We start from the raw sequence: 16050 nt of genomic DNA, 5'->3' as shown, positions 1-16050 counted from the left end.
ACCTCATAACTCCAGATATTTTATTTTGTGTGTTTTATGCGCGCGAGGAAAATTAATTTTTAAAAATTTTGAACAAAAATGAACTGGCTTCAAGTGCAAAAACCTCTAAGTAAAAAAAAATATAAGGTTCATTGAATATCATTTACTATCAAGCTCACTTCACCTATTGACACTCTTATCCAATTTCCTAGAATGAATCAAGTTTAATGCATCTTGGTTATCTAAATGTCATCGATTGATAGCGTTTGATATCAATTGAAATTAAAATACAGGGTTAAAACAGGAGTAAAAATGGATTTCTTATTCGTCACCACATATGAACTGGACGCACTCAGCGAAATCCCACTCATGCAAAGAGTTGTCTACCTCATGGGCATCCGTCCCTACATGGACAGAAAAACATTCATGGTCGGCATTAAACGAAAAATAAGCTACCAGTCACTGAGAGAAACACTTTATGTCGCCCCCATCAAGGGCGTAAAAACAGGCTGCCCTAGCCACCAACAAATGAAACGTGTAATTAAATCCCTGGCACGCCAAGGCATCATAGAAATTCGCTCAACAACAAAAAACCTCATTGTGAAATGTCTTTTGGCTAACCCATATGAGCCTGTTGACATTGAAAATGAATCTCAGACTAAAAAAAATCCACCGAACCAAGTAGAACAGAACCATCCAGTACCACCAGAAAACCTAAAATCAATGAAACCCAAAAAAACAGCCTGTATATCAAAATCAGCTTTCAAAGCACAGCCCAACAGCAACCTAAAAGATCTATACCAAAAATTCGAACAATTCTGGCAACTCTACCCCCTACCTAGCTATAAATCCGAAGCCTGGAACCAATTTCAGCAAATTGATCCTGATGAAAGACTTTTTGCACTGATCATGGATGGATTACAAGAACAGCTAGTTAAACCCAAAAAAACCATGCCTCTTTGGCCTTATCCTGCAAGTTGGTTGGGTAAAAAAAGTTGGCTTGAGAGTTCACATAAGTAGTTAAAGCCGCCTAAGTCTATATGCACTCCACAAAATCAATTCTTCCAGAATATATGTTGTTCCCATTCAGCTGGAAATCCCATATCTTGAATACTTACATAATTGGAATTTGGAAAGGAGTGTATCAGCTCCACTAGACGCATTTGCCATGTTGATCGCGGGCAAATTATTTTCATGTAATGCGCCAATATACATAAAACCACATATACTCTCGATGTCATATGAACATTATCAATGAATGAATCGAAAGCAAGCATTGCACCTGGCTTTGCAAGCTTCGGCTGATCAATTAAGTTTCTATTCCATAAACGGCTGTGGTGCGCCGCAACATTTCGGACATAATTTAAAGAACGTAACCAACTCTCCATAATCTGCCAGTCAGGAATGTCATATTTGTTAGCAATGATAGCCTTATCTTTAACTGCCATTCCTTTATAAAATACAGACAAAAGACCAAAGTCCCATAACTCAATAGCAACCCATATCGGCAATGGTAAACCGTACTTTGCCTTGTAGTGCTCTACAAAATCTTCTTTTGAGCGATTTATTAATTGCTCATGTTTAGAAATCCATTCTTGATACTTCGTTTTACCCGTATTTGGATCAATTTTTTTAGTAAAATGACCATGTAATAAATCAGGATTGGTGTAGGCAAACGGGTCTCTTTCACCAAGCAAATAAGCTATGTCCACTCTGAAAGCAACTTCTATTCTCTCAATTGCATCCAATATTAATAGGCGCAGCTTTTTATCAAAGACATACAAATCCACAACATCCTGAAATCGAGAACCTGGCAAAAATTCATCTGAACGCCGAGGTCTTATAGATTTTGTTTGTTGTTCTACTAAAGGGAGTAATTTGCGGCAGGGATACCAATAACCACTTAAACGATAGTAGCCCAATCGACCTAGATACTCCAATGCCACTTTGTCATTGGTTACCCCCAAACCACGAGATTTTAATAACTCAAGTTGCTGTTCAAAGGTAAGATAAGGTTTATTATAATGCGACATTTTTTAGGCTTTATAAAAAAGAAAACCCACTCGTGCATTTTTCAATGTAGAGGAGCAGGCCGTGTTATGTATAGTATAACACTATTTATAATATTTTTGGCAACAAATTAATTTGCAATCACTTTCTGTGCGGACTCTAAAAATCACTTAGCTAAAATGCTGGACTATAATATTTTCATTGGTAAAAAATTGTTAACTGTTTTTAAAGCACCATAATGGGGGCAATTATGAATATATATGTAGTTAATTCCGATCCGAAAAATACTAAATTCAGAAAAGAATTTGATGACGAAAATGAAGCACGAAATTATGCTTCAAAAAAATCTATGCAGCATGTGGATCTGACTTTTTCAATTATTAGAAAGGAACCCAAATTTGATGACGAAGAGGTTCCAGCCATAGCTATATATAAATCAGGAACAGTCGTTGAGTTAGACTAGCAAATAATACCTCTTAGATTTTGATTGGTAATTAGATAGTATTCTGCGTCACTGCAATTTCCCAGCAGTGACGCAGAGAAATAATCAAAAAATTCAAATTTAAAATCAAACAATTAACAAAAAAAATTCAATCCCGCACCACAGGATTGAACAAAATATTCCTCCAAAACCTATTGCCCCCAGATCTCGCCTTTGCTAGATTTTTCATAAGCATAACTGATGAGCCTGTGCAACTCAGGCGAAACCTTCGGGTCTTATGCTAAGCCACTCTCATCCCTTAACCTGTGGCTGGACGTCTAGTCGGGAATCTGTAGTTCTAGGATAGGCTACCATCGGGTAGATAAGTTAATAATCACTTCTTTATTAACCATGGATCAGCGGCAGCTGCTGTTGGATTGCCGTGCGTTTTTGTATTTAAACAATAAGGAGATAAACCACTAAAAAACCGTTGTACCACAATAATCATTAACCTTGATTTGTCCCACCATTTCGAGCCTTGCAGCGCAAGCGGGATATCCTCTTTGAGTGAATCGCTCGATTAACACTAAACCAAAGACAGGGCAAATAAATTGATTGATTGAATAAAATTATGCGCAAACACTCGTTAAGACAAATAGCAAGCCAGTATCTGGATCATGATAATAGCGGTAGCCCTCGTGGCAAAAAATACCGTCGCTTTGTTATTCTTAGGATGATTGAGGATCTCTTTGTTCTTGGCCTTGCGCCATCCAATTGGCCGGGTTTGACTTCCATCCATTTGCAACACCTGATTCAACATTGGCATAAGAAAAAGGTTAAGCCTTCGACTCTTATGAATTATATGACCATCATCCGCAAATTTCTATGTCATGTGGGTCATAATGTTGAGAAGATTGATAATCTCAGCCTTGGTTTGCAAACTAAAAAAATTAAGAAGAAAACTCGAAAAACTTCTGCTGATTTGCTTGATAAGATCAATGATCCCATTGCCAAAATCCTTTTAGGTTTTCAAATTCATTTTGGCTTGACCTTGAGCGAAGCCATGCGCATTTTGCCAGGAGTACATATCCAAGAGCATGAATTACTACTGACACGAGAAATCACTTTTAACAGCAAGGATAGGAAGATTCCTATTCGCTCCGAAGCCCAAATAAAGCTTATACAGGATTTTAATACATTAACCCAAGGAAACGGATGTCTTATTACCACTCATGGTTATAGAGCTATCTGTTTTAGCTGGCAAAAAGCGATGAAGTCCTCAAAGTTACCCAGTAAGAAATGCTGGCGTTATCTTTATGCCCAACAATTAAGTTCACAACTATCATCTCAAATATCCCATTACCGTTTGTCCTTACTCATAATGGATGAAATGGGTCTGAAATCCCGTACCACACTTTGGAGTTATCTCAATGAGCAATAAACTACGCAGTGCACTTTACTCAGTACACCAATTAATTGGACAGATGCAGGGTTATTCCTATGCAAGTAAGGCGGATATGAAACATATGATTAATCGCTGCATGAAAGACCTGCATGAATTGGGTTTTAAAGTTGGTCATTTAAATGGCTTAAAGCCCAAACATATTTATGTTCTTGTTGAGCATTGGAAAAAACAGGGCAAGAGTCCCGCAACTATCAAGAATTATATGTCCAAACTGCGTAAGCTCGCTTATTTTCTTGATAAACCCAAACTAGTAAAAACGGGTAATGACTCCTATCAAATTGATAAACGCACTTATATTCCTACTCAAAATAAAGCCATCCACCATATCGATTTAAACTTATGTACCGATCCGCACATACGCCTTTCACTGGAAGCACAAATGCTTTTTGGCCTACGTAGGGAAGAATCCATGAAATTTATAGTCAGTGAAGCATGGCATGGCGATTGTTTGCATATCAAACCCAGTTGGACAAAAGGCGGTATCGGTCGATTGCTTAAAATTTCCAATAAAGACCAAATGAAATGGCTATCAAAAGTCTGGCAACAGATAAGACGTGGTGAGTCACTAATTCCTACGAAAAGAACCTATAAGCAACATTTAGGTCATTATCAACAACAAGCTAAATTAATGGGAGTCTGTAAATTGCATGGCCTGCGTCATGCTTATGCTCAACGTAGATATTCCGAATTGACTAAAGAATTTGATTCTTTAAAAATTGGATTAGTCTGCCCGATAGCTGGCGGAAAAGCTACTAAAGAACTCAATAGTAACGAGAAGAAAATTGACAAACAGGCACGGCAAATCATTAGTCGGGAACTTGGGCATTCACGTTTAGCCATTACTAAGGTCTACCTTGGATAAAACCATAAGATTATTTACCTCGATGACACTATAAATTGCGGAGGACTACTCATAGTATCTCATCTTTAAATGCTAGATCAAACTGGTTGTTCCAGTATCACCATTGCTCATCAGCCTCAAGCTAATATGCGGATATTAAGGCAATATAAAATTTTTATATTCTATAATTAATTCAATATTCATTAATAGCAGTTATTATGACGACTCCTACTCATTACGTGAGAACTCAATTAAAACGACTACTGCGAAAAGATCTGTATTCTCTCTATCATTGGACTTCAATAGAATCTATGGAAAGTATTTTAAAAGATGGTTATCTATACTCCAAGGCGATGCTATTTGGAAAACATTACTACCATAACCCTCATATCTTGAACCAACTGAATCGAAATGATGTTTTAGCTGAAACAAAAAATGGATTTTTGGATTATGTATTTCTTGGAAATACAAATTGGTATAATTATGGTGGGCAATCATATTACGGTTGTGTATGTTTTGTTATAAAGCCGGAAAAAATTTTACCATTTAGGGAGTTTTTTGTTTTTCCTTTTAATTCAGGTCGTAAATTCTTAACAAGCCCTGATAAAGATAAAACGAGTGATACTAGAACATTAATTGAAGCATTAGAACAAAAACATCCTTGCTTTGAGATATTAATACGTAGACGTATAAAAATTTCCAACAATAATGTTAATAAAATAATCTGTCCGGAAGAATATAAATCGATAGTAGAGCAGCTTCTTTCAGACGTAAATTTAGAAATCCCTATTGAAACAATGAGTGAACCGAAAAACATGGAAAATGAAGAATCAATTATACTATTTGACCCTTTAGATAAAAAGAAACGTAAACGGACTTTAAGAGCAAATCAATACATTCGCAAAAACGATTGGGTTTATGTTAAAACAGAATTGTCTAACTGTATTTTGGCTTTAAGAATTAATGCATATAACCAATTAGTTGATGCCAATACTAAAGAGATTGTAGGAAATTTAATTAGTATCAAACCAAGCCCTACCTATACATGCTCAAGTAGTTAATAAACCATTTAGACATGCTTTCTGCTCCTGTGCACTTCATTGACCATAACATAATTATGTCGTTCCTCTAATAACCCAAATTAAGGCTATACTGAAGATAATATTTTAATTCAAGGGGCAGATTATGGAGTTCGAAGATCCTTATGAAAAAATGGAGCAAATAGAAGTTTTAAAATACTTAATAGAGAATGACTATTTAAGCCATAATGAAGCAGCACAGGGTATTTGTAGAAAAATCATAGGCGAAGAATCCTTTGATAATTTGTCTCCGGCTCAAGAAAGAGTATATGAAGATGAAATTTGGCCTCTACTTAATCCAAGATGTATAGGTGTGGTCCAAAACGACGAAGAGTATGATGATGATACTTGTGTTTCCGGAGGAACAGTAGATGTGGCTAGTCTTTTAGAATCTTACATGGATGGTGAAATGTTATGTCAACATTGTCGACAGATCAGAATGAAGCATAATGAAGAGTGATTTTTTTCTATCAACAGCACGCTCAGATAGGTTAATTATCTTACACCTAGCTAATAGAAACAGAATGACATGCTTTATATCGATCAAGCATTTCATTCCAAAGCAATGGAATATTAGATCTTGAAATAGGGATATTACTTGCCTGAGCAGTTAGAAAGCCAGCTTGCTCACATGAATTCACAAATGAAAATAGCCCATCAAAATATCCTTTAATATTTAAAAAACCTAAGGGTTTTGTTAATTCTCCAATTTTTATTGCGTTCCATGTCTCAATTGCTTCTTCTAAAGTTCCTAGTCCACCTGGCATCACAACAAAAATATCAGATATTTTTTGCATCAATGATTTACGCTCCTGCATAGAATCTACAATATGTAATTCATCTAAGGATTTTAACGGTTTTTCTTGTTGAATAAGATGATTAGTAATTATCCCCACTACCCTTCCACCATATTCTTTTACAGTATTAGCAAGAAGTCCCATCATCCCTAAACTTGAACCACCATAAACTAGTGTAAAGCCATCAGCAGCTATTTTTCTACCTAATAAAATTGCTGCATCACTATACTCATTATCATTACCAAATTGAGCACCCAAATAAACACAAACAGTTTTCATATAATTCCAGGTAATTCGAAAGAGTCACAAATATGATGTCATAGTAGGTTAACTTAAGAATGAATAGCAAGCGTAGTGGGAAGCAGCAAAAAAACTTGATTGTGCTTCACTCCATTAAGATTGCACTTGCTCATTGATTTCTGAGCTCGTCTGATAAATTTTCCATTGTATTCACACTTTCACTATTTTTGATCTGCAATGATATTTCATTTTTAAGTAGCTTCAGTAGTAAAGCTCTAATTTCTGAGTTCAATTGTTGTTCATTGCCCCACGCAACAGGGATATAGCTAGCTTGAATATCAAAGGGATTAACCTTCATATCGAGAATTGTAGCAATTTCAAATAATAACCTATCTGTTTTACTATTCCATTCAGCAATTTTTCGACCCCAGCCTTCATGATCATCTTTTGCAGGACCCGCTTCCTGACGGCTATTATAAAGAGATTTCCATGCATCAATAACTTGCTTGTCTTTCGAAAATTCAATTTGAATTAAATTAAAGGCATTTACGAAATCATAAGACAATGGATTGCTTCTATCTTTTACGAGTGCTCTAAAAATTTCAAGTTTTCTTTCTTTGGAAAATTTTTCATCGTCTAAAGTGCGAGCAATAATAACAGCAACTATTGGTCCAATAATCACCGCAGCGGTCATGATGATATCCTTCCATTCCATCATCACCCAGTAATAGTGCAATAAAACTAAAACCATTAATAAAATAAATGAGAAAAATAGCAACTTTATATTTTGTTTATTCATATTAGGTACCTAATAGTTCTCAATGTTCATTATAAACTGGTTATGCATCTTTACTTCTAAGTTTACATGAAAATATAAGCTTAGTAGTAATTTTATAACGTCAATTGTGTTTATGATCATTGCCACAGGTTTTGAGATGTGATGTTTCGAAATTTTAAAAGTACACCCATAAGTACACCCAGCAGAATTTTTTATTTTTAAGGGGTTTAACTAAGAAGATGCAACTTACTGATTATAAAGGGGATTTGATGGTCGGGACGGAAGGATTTGAACCTTCGACCACTAGCACCCCATGCTAGTACGCTACCAGGCTGCGCTACGCCCCGACTTGGTGGCAAATGATAACTAAGTCTGCGGGAAATAACAAGGGGTTATCGGATGATTGGTGTTTGTAGCCCGGGTTTCGCTGCGCGGCACCCAGGCTATGGCTTTATTTTTGAGGGATGATCCTTTTGGTACTTTCTGAAAGAATAATACCGCAGGCATTTATTCCTGAACTACATATTGATTGCATTTCTTTCTTTTGAATTGTCCAATATGGGCCATAAGGCTTCACAATTTGATTTACTGATGGTGATAAGTGAATAGTCAGCCATAAATAAGTGCCTTTATCTTTTGGATTTGGCCAGTGGTAATAACACACTAAATTATTATTTGAATTAATCAGTGCTTGCATAAAGCCTATGCTCTCAGGTGCTCTCCAGCCTTGGTACTCCATCTGCCAATATAATTTGCCTACTTGAAATGCATCAGGGTTGTATTGATGTTGTTGGACGATGCTCGCTGGAGGACAAAAGTGCACTTCTTCTGATATTTGTTCTCGAGTTAGCTTATTCCAAATTTTTTCCATGAATTCATGAATTGATGGATGAAAATGAACTCCAATCGCAACGCCAGCAATAAAAACAACAAGAACTAAAAATACAATTTTTAAATATGAACTCACTTAAAAGCTCCTAACAACTCTCCAAGGCCTTATAAGCACTTGAAGAGTATCGTCATTACAATAATGTTTTAATCTTCTGAGCTTCAAATTTTGAGTGTGCAATTTGAATGTATTGTTTGCAGCTGAGTAGTTCTGCATATTGCAAAGCTGCTACAGCATTATTCAATATCTCTTTTGCTACATCAGAAGAGTTTTCTATAATTAAAAGGGCTGCGGTCCTCATTTGTACGGAAGCCATATAAAGCTTATTGATGCAGATCTTTTTTTCCTGATTATCTGCTAAAGATACCACAACTCGAGAAAGCTCATAGCATTGATTGGCTAAAAACTCTTTGCTTGGCCCTGAGTGCGCATTCATACTTAATACAGGTAAACTTAATACTAACGCTCTTTTTAAAATCATTTTAAACATAGATACTCCTGTAAGTTGCCCAATAAACCTGCTTTACTTCACACAATCCCATTGCATGAAGAATAAGTTCCATTTGTAGAAGGAACTCCTGTTAAACTCTACCGATGCCAATGACGTGTAGTTGGTGAACGAGAATGTAACCCGGATTGAGTTTCCGGGTTACAATTAAAGTCATTGATCGTGATGCTTAACCGTTTAGTGCTTGGTTTAAGCAAAAGCATTAATGCCTGTAATATGTTTTCCTAGTACTAGAGTATGAACATTATCCGTACCCTCGTACGTAAAGACTGATTCTAAGTTAAGCATGTGACGAATCACATGATATTCAAGACTGATTCCATTTGCTCCTAATAAATTCCTGCATTTTCGTGCGATGTTTAATGCTTCACGGCATGCATTCCCTTTAGCCAGGGAAATCATCACGGGATTTTCACGATGATTATCTTTTATTCGGCCTATCTGTAAATTAAGACATTGTGCCTTAAGAATTTCAGTATACATATCTGCCAGATCTTTTTGAATAAGCTGAAACGATGCCAACGGCTTGTTAAATTGTTTACGCTCTAACAGATAGTCGCGAGTAATATCAAAACAAGCCATTGCCGCGCCCATAGCACCCCATGCAATTCCATACCGTGCCTGACTTAAGCAACTTAAAGGAGCACCTAAACCTTTCTCACTGCCAGGAAGATAATTTTCATCAGGGACAAAAACATTATCAAACACCAATTCGCCGGTGATTGAAGCGCGTAATGACATCTTTAATTTGATTTCAGGACATCTAAATCCTTCAGATTTAGTATCAACAATAAATCCACGAATACCTTCATCGGTTTTTGCCCAAACAATAGCAATATCGGCAATGGGTGCGTTGGTTATCCACATTTTGGCACCATTTAGAGTCCATCCACCTTTTACTTTCTTGGCAGTGGTTCTCATGCCCGAGGGATCGGAGCCGAAATCAGGCTCAGTCAAACCAAAACAACCAATGATCTCACCTGTAGCCATTCCGGGTAAAAAGCGCACTCGTTGCTCTTCAGTACCAAAACGAAAAATAGGAAACATGCATAAGGAACTTTGTACCGAAACAAAGCTGCGTAAGCCACTATCACCGCGTTCTAATTCCTGACACACCAAGCCATAAGCAACGTAAGAGGCCTCAGCGCCACCATATTCAGCGGGCAAGGTCAAACCTAATAATCCCATTTCTGCTGATTTTCTAATGAGCTCACGAGGAAATTGCGCATGTTCAAAAGATTCTACCATTAAAGGCATTACATCATTGGTGACAAAACGCGCGACACTATCACGTATCATGCGCTCATCACCGTTCAATTGTTCATCAAGAAACAACAAGTCGTCCACTTTCTTTCTCCCTTTTATCTGACTGTAACGCAATTACCGCTTCAATAATACTTTCTTTACTGGGTAACAAATATTGCCAAGCATTACCCAAAGGAATAAAGCAATCTTTACCGGTAATTCGCTTGATTTTTAACCTGGATGAGGCTTCCTCCAACAACATGGTCATCAATCCCTCACTTACTGAGCCGCTTTGTCTGCCTTCATCAACAATTAATACCTGTTTCGCTTTGGCTATTTCTTTCAAAATTGCTTCGACCGGTAAGGGACTAAGCCAACGTAAGTCCACGATTTTCACAGGAATATTGTGTTCTTCTTTCAGCACCTTTGCCGCTTGCCGTGATAAATAATACCCATTGGCATAGGTTAAGATTACTGTGGGCCCTTCCCCAAAAACACCTACCTCTCCCGGCTCAATCTGTGCATCGGGGGCTGGGTAATTAAATAGCCATCCATTATCACCTGGCTCATGTAAGTCCTTGGTCATATATAAAGCAATAGGTTCTAAAAAGACGACTACCCTTCCCTCTTCATAAGCCAGCCGCATGCATGTTCGCAACATTTTTGCTGCATCTGGACCATTTGAAGGACAAGCGACAATCACTCCAGGCAAATCGCGTAACACAGCAATAGAATTATCATTATGGAAATGACCACCAAATCCCTTCTGATAAGCTAATGAGGCAATCCGCAATACCATGGGGTTTTGATATTGGCCGCTGGAAAAGAAGGATAGCGTGGAGGCTTCGCCACGGAGTTGGTCTTCTGCGTTATGCAAATAAGCCAAAAACTGAATTTCGGGCACTGGAATAAATCCATTGTGCGCCATGCCAATTGCAGTTCCTAAAATTGTGGTTTCATCTAAAATCGTATCAAAGACTCGGCGTTGTCCAAAACGAGCCTGTAAATCAGCAGTCACTCGATAAACACCGCCCTTCTTGCCTACATCTTCCCCGAACACTAGCATATTAGGATATTGCAGCATTAAATCAGTCAAAGCAAAATTAATCTGCTGACATAAATTTCGTTTTTGAGCTAATTGTGAAAATGCATTAGCAAAGACTTCTGCGCGCTGTTCTTCACTGGGCAAAGGGAATGGTGGTTTCTTAGGTCCATTGGGAATTAATGAAGACATTACGGCTTCAGCACTGGAGAGCTTGGGCTGCCTGATGACATCCACAGCCTTGGCTTCAATTAAATCTTTATTATTTTGATAAAGGCTTAGTATGTCTTGAATACTCATCCACCCTTCCCGATATAAAAGACCGGCCGTATGTAATAAAGGATCTTGAGCTTCTCGGGCTTCAATTTCAGCTTGCGTACAATATTGTGATTCAATATCAGACCCGGCATGGCCTAATAAACGCACGCAACGCATGTGTAAAAAAACAGGTTGTTTTTTTACCCTCGCCAAGTATTCTGCCTCTTGTGCACTCGCATAGGCATCCGCAATGTTCAAGCCATCACAAGCAATATAATGAATTCCCGGTCGAGCACTGACAGAGCGCTCAATCCACTGGGGTGGTGTGGATACTGAAATTCCTATTCCATTGTCTTCACAAATAAATACAATGGGTACAGGATAATTTTGTTGAGCAATCCATGAGCAAGCATTCAGAGTTGCTTGTGCCGAAGCATGGTTTGTTGATGCATCACCAAAAGAACAAATGACGATAGAATCTGGATTTAAATTGCTTTGAATATGTAGTTCTTTTGCTCGCGTAATCGATAATGCAGCACCCAAAGCCTTGGGTAAATGCGATGCAATAGTAGAAGTTTGTGGCGGAATATTTAGAGGAACACTACCAAAAACTTTATGGCGCCCTCCTGAAATGGGATCAGTTGATGCAGCGACTAGAGAAAGTAAAATATCTCTAACGCCGTCAGTAGTTTGTACTTTTTTGGCACGCTGTAAATAAAAAGCACCGCTTCGATAGTGCAAAAAAGCCATGTCATCGGGACGAAAAACCTGTCCCCAAACTGCATTACCTTCGTGCCCGCTGCTGCCTATAGTATAAAAAGATAAACCTTTTTCCTTGAGCTGCCTGGCAATCAAATCAAGGAGGCGTGATTTGATTTGCGAATCAAAGAGCTCTATAGCAGTTTTCTTATCCAATTCCGCTGTTTCCGGACTCATCGTACTATTGGGTTTTGGAAAATCTGCTTGTTGTACTCGATTTAAAAATTGCTCATCAACTACAATGGTCCTGTCTAACATCACTACATCCTGTTTGAGTTATTTCTAAGAAGAAGATGATGAGTATATACTGATTCAAAATGAACAGGAAGAATGAGTTTGTATTCAATGAAGGTATATCCCTCACCCCTAGCCCCTCTCCCAGTACGGGAGAGGGGGACTTCTTATATCAAGTGCCCTCTTTCGTTTGCAGGAGAAAAGAGCTTCCATCAATCCTGAGATTATAGGGTCTTAATAGTTCAATTCTTGAGATTAATGTTTAAATAATCTACACTTTTCGTAGGCATCCATTAAAGGGGGCTACATAATGAAATGGATTATTCTTTTAGGAAGTATTGTTTTGATGGCAGGATGTTGTTGTACCACCGCATATACACCGGTATACACACCGACAATTGCATATACATCAGCAGTTACATACAAACCCGTAGTTCGATATAGACCGGTAGTTTCATATAGACCTGTGGCTGTGACACGTGTTGTTACGCCTGCTGTTGCACCAGTTGTTCAACCCGTATCTGTTTATTCTTATCCAGTAGGTCCTTTAGATGTAACTACGACTACTATTGATTTTTATTGATCGAAACATTTAATACCCTGGGTGCGGCAAACACCGTCCCCAGGATTTAACGTTTCTTATTTAATTGCGTCGAGTTCTTCCTTGGTAGAATAACCACATCCATCTTGTGGACAAAGAATTTGTCGACCAAATTTTTTGCTTTCTTTTACCGTCAAAATTGGCCAACTACATTTTGGGCATGGATGATTAATCGGTTCATTCCATAAGGCATAATCGCATTTAGGATAATTTCCACACGAATAGAAAATCTTTCCTTTTCTTGATTTGCGCTGTAAGATTTTTGCTTCATGACACTTAGGACATTCCACGCCTGTATCCGCTGGTTTTTCTATGGGTTCCATGTGCTTGCATTGAGGATAGTTACTACAACCAATAAAACGACCATAACGTCCTGTTTTTATATGCAGTGAACTGGAACAAGCCGGACACACTCTTCCTTCAACAACTTCAGGTTCATTTTTTTCACTATCCTGACCCGCCATATCTTGCGTGTAATCACACTCTGGATAGCCAGTGCAGCCAATGAAGCGTCCGCGTTTGCCCAATCTTATTGACAAAGGTTTTCCACATTTTGGACACTCTTCATCTAAAACCTCAGAGGTTACATCTTTGCGCTGTACCTGTTGATCAGTCGTTTGAATTTGTTGGACAAATGGCTGCCAAAATTCTTCTAAGACCGGGATCCATTCTTTTTCACCCCGTGCGATAGCATCCAGGGTATCTTCAAGTTGAGCAGTAAATTTATAGTCTACATAACGTGTAAAATAACCAGTCAAAAAGCGATTTACTATGCGACCAACATCTGTTGGAAAAAATCTTTTCTTATCAACAACAACGTATTCACGCTGTTGCAATGTATGAATGATGGATGCATAAGTTGACGGTCGTCCAATATCATATTCTTCCAGTGCCTTAACCAAAGTTGCTTCAGAGTATCTTGGTGGAGGCTCAGTAAAGTGTTGATTCGCTAATATGTCTTGTACTTTGACTTTTTCACCAACGGCCAATGCAGGTAATAATGAACCTTCATTTTCATCATCTTTAGTATCATCCCGACCTTCTTCGTACACGGAGAGGAAGCCAGGAAACGTAATTGTAGAACCATTTGCGCGGAACATATTGCCTTCGCCACAACTTAAATCAACAGCAACCGTATCTAATATTGCATCGGCCATCTGGCAAGCTACTGTACGTTTCCAAATTAAACTGTACAGTTTGTATTGATCTGCGGTTAATGCCGATTGCACCATTTCCGGTGTACGTTTAATCGACGTGGGACGAATTGCCTCATGTGCTTCTTGAGCATTTTTCGATTTGGTTTTATAAACTCTTGGGCTTTCAGGACAATTATCGGCACCATAACGTCCCGTAATAAATTGTCGTGTTTCCTCTATTGCTTCTGTCGATAAATTCACCGAATCGGTACGCATATAGGATATAAGACCGACAGTCCCAGTTCCAATATCTATCCCTTCATACAATTGTTGCGCAACCATCATCGACTTTCGCGCAGTAAAACCCAATTTTCGTGCGGCTTCTTGTTGTAAGGTCGAGGTAATAAACGGAGGTGAAGGCTTACGTTTTCGCTGCTTTTTCTCAATTTGAGTAACGAGTAAATGACCTTGAGCTTGACGAATCAGATTCTCTTTAATTTCTTGAGCCTGTTCTTCTTTGGTTACCGTAAATTGCTGTAATTTTTCATTTTTGTAATGTGTTAAACGTGCTTCAAAAGATACTTTATTATGAAGGCAGTCCGCTAAAATCTTCCAATATTCTTGAGCAACAAAACGTTCGATTTCCTCTTCCCGCTCGACTATAAGTCGTAGTGCTGGGCTTTGCACGCGTCCCGCAGAAAGTCCTCTTCTCACTTTTTTCCATAATAGGGGAGACAGATTAAATCCCACCAAATAATCCAATGCACGTCGTGCCTGTTGAGCATTAACTAAATCCATTGAAATGGAACGTGGGTTATTTATTGCATCCTGAATTGCTGATTTAGTAATTTCGTTGAAAAAAATCCGGTGAATGGGTTTATCTTTTGTGAGATTTTTTTCTTTCATTAATTCAAAAATATGCCAGGAAATGGCTTCGCCTTCACGATCAGGGTCCGTTGCAAGCAAGAGAGAGTCTGACTTTTTGAGCATTTTGGCAATGGTTTCGATATGACGTGCGTTCTTTTCAATAGGAACATAAGTCATTGCAAAATGTTTTTCGGGATTAACGGAGCCCTTGCGTGCAGGTAGATCACGCACATGCCCATAAGAGGCCACAACCTCATAATCACCGCCTAAATATTTTTGAATTGTTTTCGCTTTTGCGGGTGATTCAACAATCACCAAATGTTTACTCATATAACGTTAACCTTATCCTTTTCACTTCATCCCTAAGCACCCAAATACCCACGCCTGAGAACAAGCATGGAATAGTGATGCTGAAAATGAAATATCACCAACTTCTAGTAATATAGGTAATAGACGATCTTTTAATGTAATGTCAATTCATCTTCTGTTTGATAAAGAACTAAATCAAGAAAAGCCAACTGTTCTTCATTTAAAGAACTCCCTAAAGCATTTCTTATAGTCCATTTAGTCTCTTGAAGAGTTACGATACGAGATTCAGAAAATTGTAATTGATTCATAATCATTTCAAATGATTCGGTATTAAGAACATTCCATAATTTCATACGCATGAGAAATTGATAACTGGCCTTAGTCAGTTTCATTTGCTCATCATAGGTAAAGACTCGAGTTGATGTGTGTTGTTGTAATTTCAAATGTAAGACTTGTTCTTCAGAAGTTACGTTCTCATCTTCATTTAGTTGTTCCGTTGCATCTTGACCAGCGGTTTTATGGCTTTCTTTCAGTTGAGTAAGACTTTGTTCAAATAAACTCAATAACATCTCAAATAAGTTATCTTTCATAT

At 38.0% G+C, this 16050-nt stretch carries 16 protein-coding genes and 1 tRNA gene; 7 read left to right on the top strand and 10 right to left on the bottom strand.

What is annotated here, in order from left to right:
* The first annotated feature begins 291 nt into the window (after positions 1-291).
* Complete coding sequence (locus ACWTEW_RS03195) at positions 292-999, top strand: Vir protein (RefSeq protein ID WP_454780315.1); 708 nt, start codon at positions 292-294, stop codon at positions 997-999.
* Positions 1000-1034: 35 nt separating this feature from the next.
* On the opposite strand, the gene ACWTEW_RS03190 is transcribed toward ACWTEW_RS03195, so the two are convergent.
* Entirely contained in the window at positions 1035-2012 is a 978-nt protein-coding gene (locus ACWTEW_RS03190; RefSeq protein WP_265657354.1) for an Abi family protein, read from the bottom strand.
* A 227-nt stretch (positions 2013-2239) separates the two neighbouring features.
* Between ACWTEW_RS03190 and ACWTEW_RS03185 the strand changes: the two genes are divergently transcribed.
* The 5 genes from ACWTEW_RS03185 to ACWTEW_RS03165 all read left to right on the top strand — a co-directional run bounded on the left by ACWTEW_RS03185 (position 2240) and on the right by ACWTEW_RS03165 (position 6255).
* Entirely contained in the window at positions 2240-2452 is a 213-nt protein-coding gene (locus ACWTEW_RS03185; protein WP_454780314.1) for a hypothetical protein, read from the top strand.
* Between the two features lie 589 nt (positions 2453-3041).
* Positions 3042-3851: a phage integrase N-terminal domain-containing protein gene (locus tag ACWTEW_RS03180; RefSeq protein WP_454780313.1), complete on the top strand. Its 810-nt coding sequence runs from the start codon at positions 3042-3044 to the stop codon at positions 3849-3851.
* Complete coding sequence (locus tag ACWTEW_RS03175; protein ID WP_454780312.1) at positions 3841-4737, top strand: phage integrase N-terminal domain-containing protein; 897 nt, start codon at positions 3841-3843, stop codon at positions 4735-4737. Before ACWTEW_RS03180 ends, ACWTEW_RS03175 begins: the two co-directional genes overlap by 11 nt.
* A 197-nt stretch (positions 4738-4934) precedes the next feature.
* A complete protein-coding gene (locus ACWTEW_RS03170; protein ID WP_483099557.1) occupies positions 4935-5777 on the top strand; it encodes a hypothetical protein in 843 nt (280 codons plus the stop codon).
* A gap of 124 nt (positions 5778-5901) precedes the next feature.
* The gene (locus ACWTEW_RS03165; protein WP_454780310.1) at positions 5902-6255 is read left to right on the top strand and encodes a hypothetical protein; all 354 of its coding nucleotides are present in this window, start codon (positions 5902-5904) and stop codon (positions 6253-6255) included.
* A gap of 46 nt (positions 6256-6301) precedes the next feature.
* Here ACWTEW_RS03165 and ACWTEW_RS03160 read toward each other — a convergent pair whose 3' ends face one another.
* The 7 genes from ACWTEW_RS03160 to ACWTEW_RS03130 all read right to left on the bottom strand — a co-directional run bounded on the left by ACWTEW_RS03160 (position 6302) and on the right by ACWTEW_RS03130 (position 12569).
* On the bottom strand, positions 6302-6871 hold the full coding sequence (locus ACWTEW_RS03160; protein ID WP_454780309.1) for an LOG family protein: 570 nt from the start codon (positions 6869-6871) through the stop codon (positions 6302-6304).
* A 130-nt stretch (positions 6872-7001) separates the two neighbouring features.
* Positions 7002-7631 carry a DUF6680 family protein gene (locus tag ACWTEW_RS03155; protein ID WP_454780308.1) on the bottom strand — a complete coding sequence of 210 codons (630 nt, stop codon included), beginning with the start codon at positions 7629-7631 and terminating at the stop codon, positions 7002-7004.
* Between the two features lie 249 nt (positions 7632-7880).
* Positions 7881-7957 (bottom strand) — tRNA-Pro (locus ACWTEW_RS03150).
* 104 nt (positions 7958-8061) lie between these two features.
* The gene (locus tag ACWTEW_RS03145; protein ID WP_454780307.1) at positions 8062-8577 is read right to left on the bottom strand and encodes a hypothetical protein; all 516 of its coding nucleotides are present in this window, start codon (positions 8575-8577) and stop codon (positions 8062-8064) included.
* Between the two features lie 55 nt (positions 8578-8632).
* Positions 8633-8989, bottom strand: a complete 357-nt coding sequence (locus tag ACWTEW_RS03140) for a hypothetical protein (protein ID WP_454780306.1) — start codon at positions 8987-8989, stop codon at positions 8633-8635.
* A gap of 207 nt (positions 8990-9196) precedes the next feature.
* On the bottom strand, positions 9197-10354 hold the full coding sequence (locus tag ACWTEW_RS03135) for an acyl-CoA dehydrogenase family protein (protein WP_454780305.1): 1158 nt from the start codon (positions 10352-10354) through the stop codon (positions 9197-9199).
* Positions 10332-12569 carry a dehydrogenase E1 component subunit alpha/beta gene (locus tag ACWTEW_RS03130; protein WP_454780304.1) on the bottom strand — a complete coding sequence of 746 codons (2238 nt, stop codon included), beginning with the start codon at positions 12567-12569 and terminating at the stop codon, positions 10332-10334. Before ACWTEW_RS03130 ends, ACWTEW_RS03135 begins: the two co-directional genes overlap by 23 nt.
* A gap of 286 nt (positions 12570-12855) precedes the next feature.
* Between ACWTEW_RS03130 and ACWTEW_RS03125 the strand changes: the two genes are divergently transcribed.
* Entirely contained in the window at positions 12856-13128 is a 273-nt protein-coding gene (locus tag ACWTEW_RS03125) for a hypothetical protein (RefSeq protein WP_454780303.1), read from the top strand.
* A gap of 56 nt (positions 13129-13184) precedes the next feature.
* Here the strand turns inward: ACWTEW_RS03125 and topA are convergent, their stop codons facing one another.
* Together topA and ACWTEW_RS03115 are read right to left on the bottom strand one after the other, a co-directional pair.
* Positions 13185-15479 carry a type I DNA topoisomerase gene (topA, locus tag ACWTEW_RS03120; RefSeq protein ID WP_454780302.1) on the bottom strand — a complete coding sequence of 765 codons (2295 nt, stop codon included), beginning with the start codon at positions 15477-15479 and terminating at the stop codon, positions 13185-13187.
* A gap of 131 nt (positions 15480-15610) precedes the next feature.
* Complete coding sequence (locus ACWTEW_RS03115; RefSeq protein WP_454780301.1) at positions 15611-16048, bottom strand: DUF494 family protein; 438 nt, start codon at positions 16046-16048, stop codon at positions 15611-15613.
* Between the last annotated feature and the right edge of the window lie 2 nt (positions 16049-16050).

This window comes from Legionella stuttgartensis, assembly GCF_977063405.2.
Note: the sequence above shows the minus strand (reverse complement) of the source record. Positions and strands in the feature narration are given on the sequence as shown.

What these genes read in the sequence shown, in the direction of transcription:
- ACWTEW_RS03185 (WP_454780314.1), top strand. Translation starts at nt 2,240, where the DNA reads ATGAATATATATGTAGTTAATTCCGATCCGAAAAATACTAAATTCAGA.
- ACWTEW_RS03115 (WP_454780301.1), bottom strand. Translation starts at nt 16,048, where the DNA reads ATGAAAGATAACTTATTTGAGATGTTATTGAGTTTATTTGAACAAAGT.
- ACWTEW_RS03160 (WP_454780309.1), bottom strand. Translation starts at nt 6,871, where the DNA reads ATGAAAACTGTTTGTGTTTATTTGGGTGCTCAATTTGGTAATGATAAT.
- ACWTEW_RS03180 (WP_454780313.1), top strand. Translation starts at nt 3,042, where the DNA reads ATGCGCAAACACTCGTTAAGACAAATAGCAAGCCAGTATCTGGATCAT.
- ACWTEW_RS03155 (WP_454780308.1), bottom strand. Translation starts at nt 7,631, where the DNA reads ATGAATAAACAAAATATAAAGTTGCTATTTTTCTCATTTATTTTATTA.
- ACWTEW_RS03195 (WP_454780315.1), top strand. Translation starts at nt 292, where the DNA reads ATGGATTTCTTATTCGTCACCACATATGAACTGGACGCACTCAGCGAA.
- ACWTEW_RS03165 (WP_454780310.1), top strand. Translation starts at nt 5,902, where the DNA reads ATGGAGTTCGAAGATCCTTATGAAAAAATGGAGCAAATAGAAGTTTTA.
- ACWTEW_RS03130 (WP_454780304.1), bottom strand. Translation starts at nt 12,569, where the DNA reads ATGTTAGACAGGACCATTGTAGTTGATGAGCAATTTTTAAATCGAGTA.
- ACWTEW_RS03175 (WP_454780312.1), top strand. Translation starts at nt 3,841, where the DNA reads ATGAGCAATAAACTACGCAGTGCACTTTACTCAGTACACCAATTAATT.
- ACWTEW_RS03190 (WP_265657354.1), bottom strand. Translation starts at nt 2,012, where the DNA reads ATGTCGCATTATAATAAACCTTATCTTACCTTTGAACAGCAACTTGAG.
- topA (WP_454780302.1), bottom strand. Translation starts at nt 15,479, where the DNA reads ATGAGTAAACATTTGGTGATTGTTGAATCACCCGCAAAAGCGAAAACA.
- ACWTEW_RS03140 (WP_454780306.1), bottom strand. Translation starts at nt 8,989, where the DNA reads ATGTTTAAAATGATTTTAAAAAGAGCGTTAGTATTAAGTTTACCTGTA.
- ACWTEW_RS03125 (WP_454780303.1), top strand. Translation starts at nt 12,856, where the DNA reads ATGAAATGGATTATTCTTTTAGGAAGTATTGTTTTGATGGCAGGATGT.
- ACWTEW_RS03170 (WP_483099557.1), top strand. Translation starts at nt 4,935, where the DNA reads ATGACGACTCCTACTCATTACGTGAGAACTCAATTAAAACGACTACTG.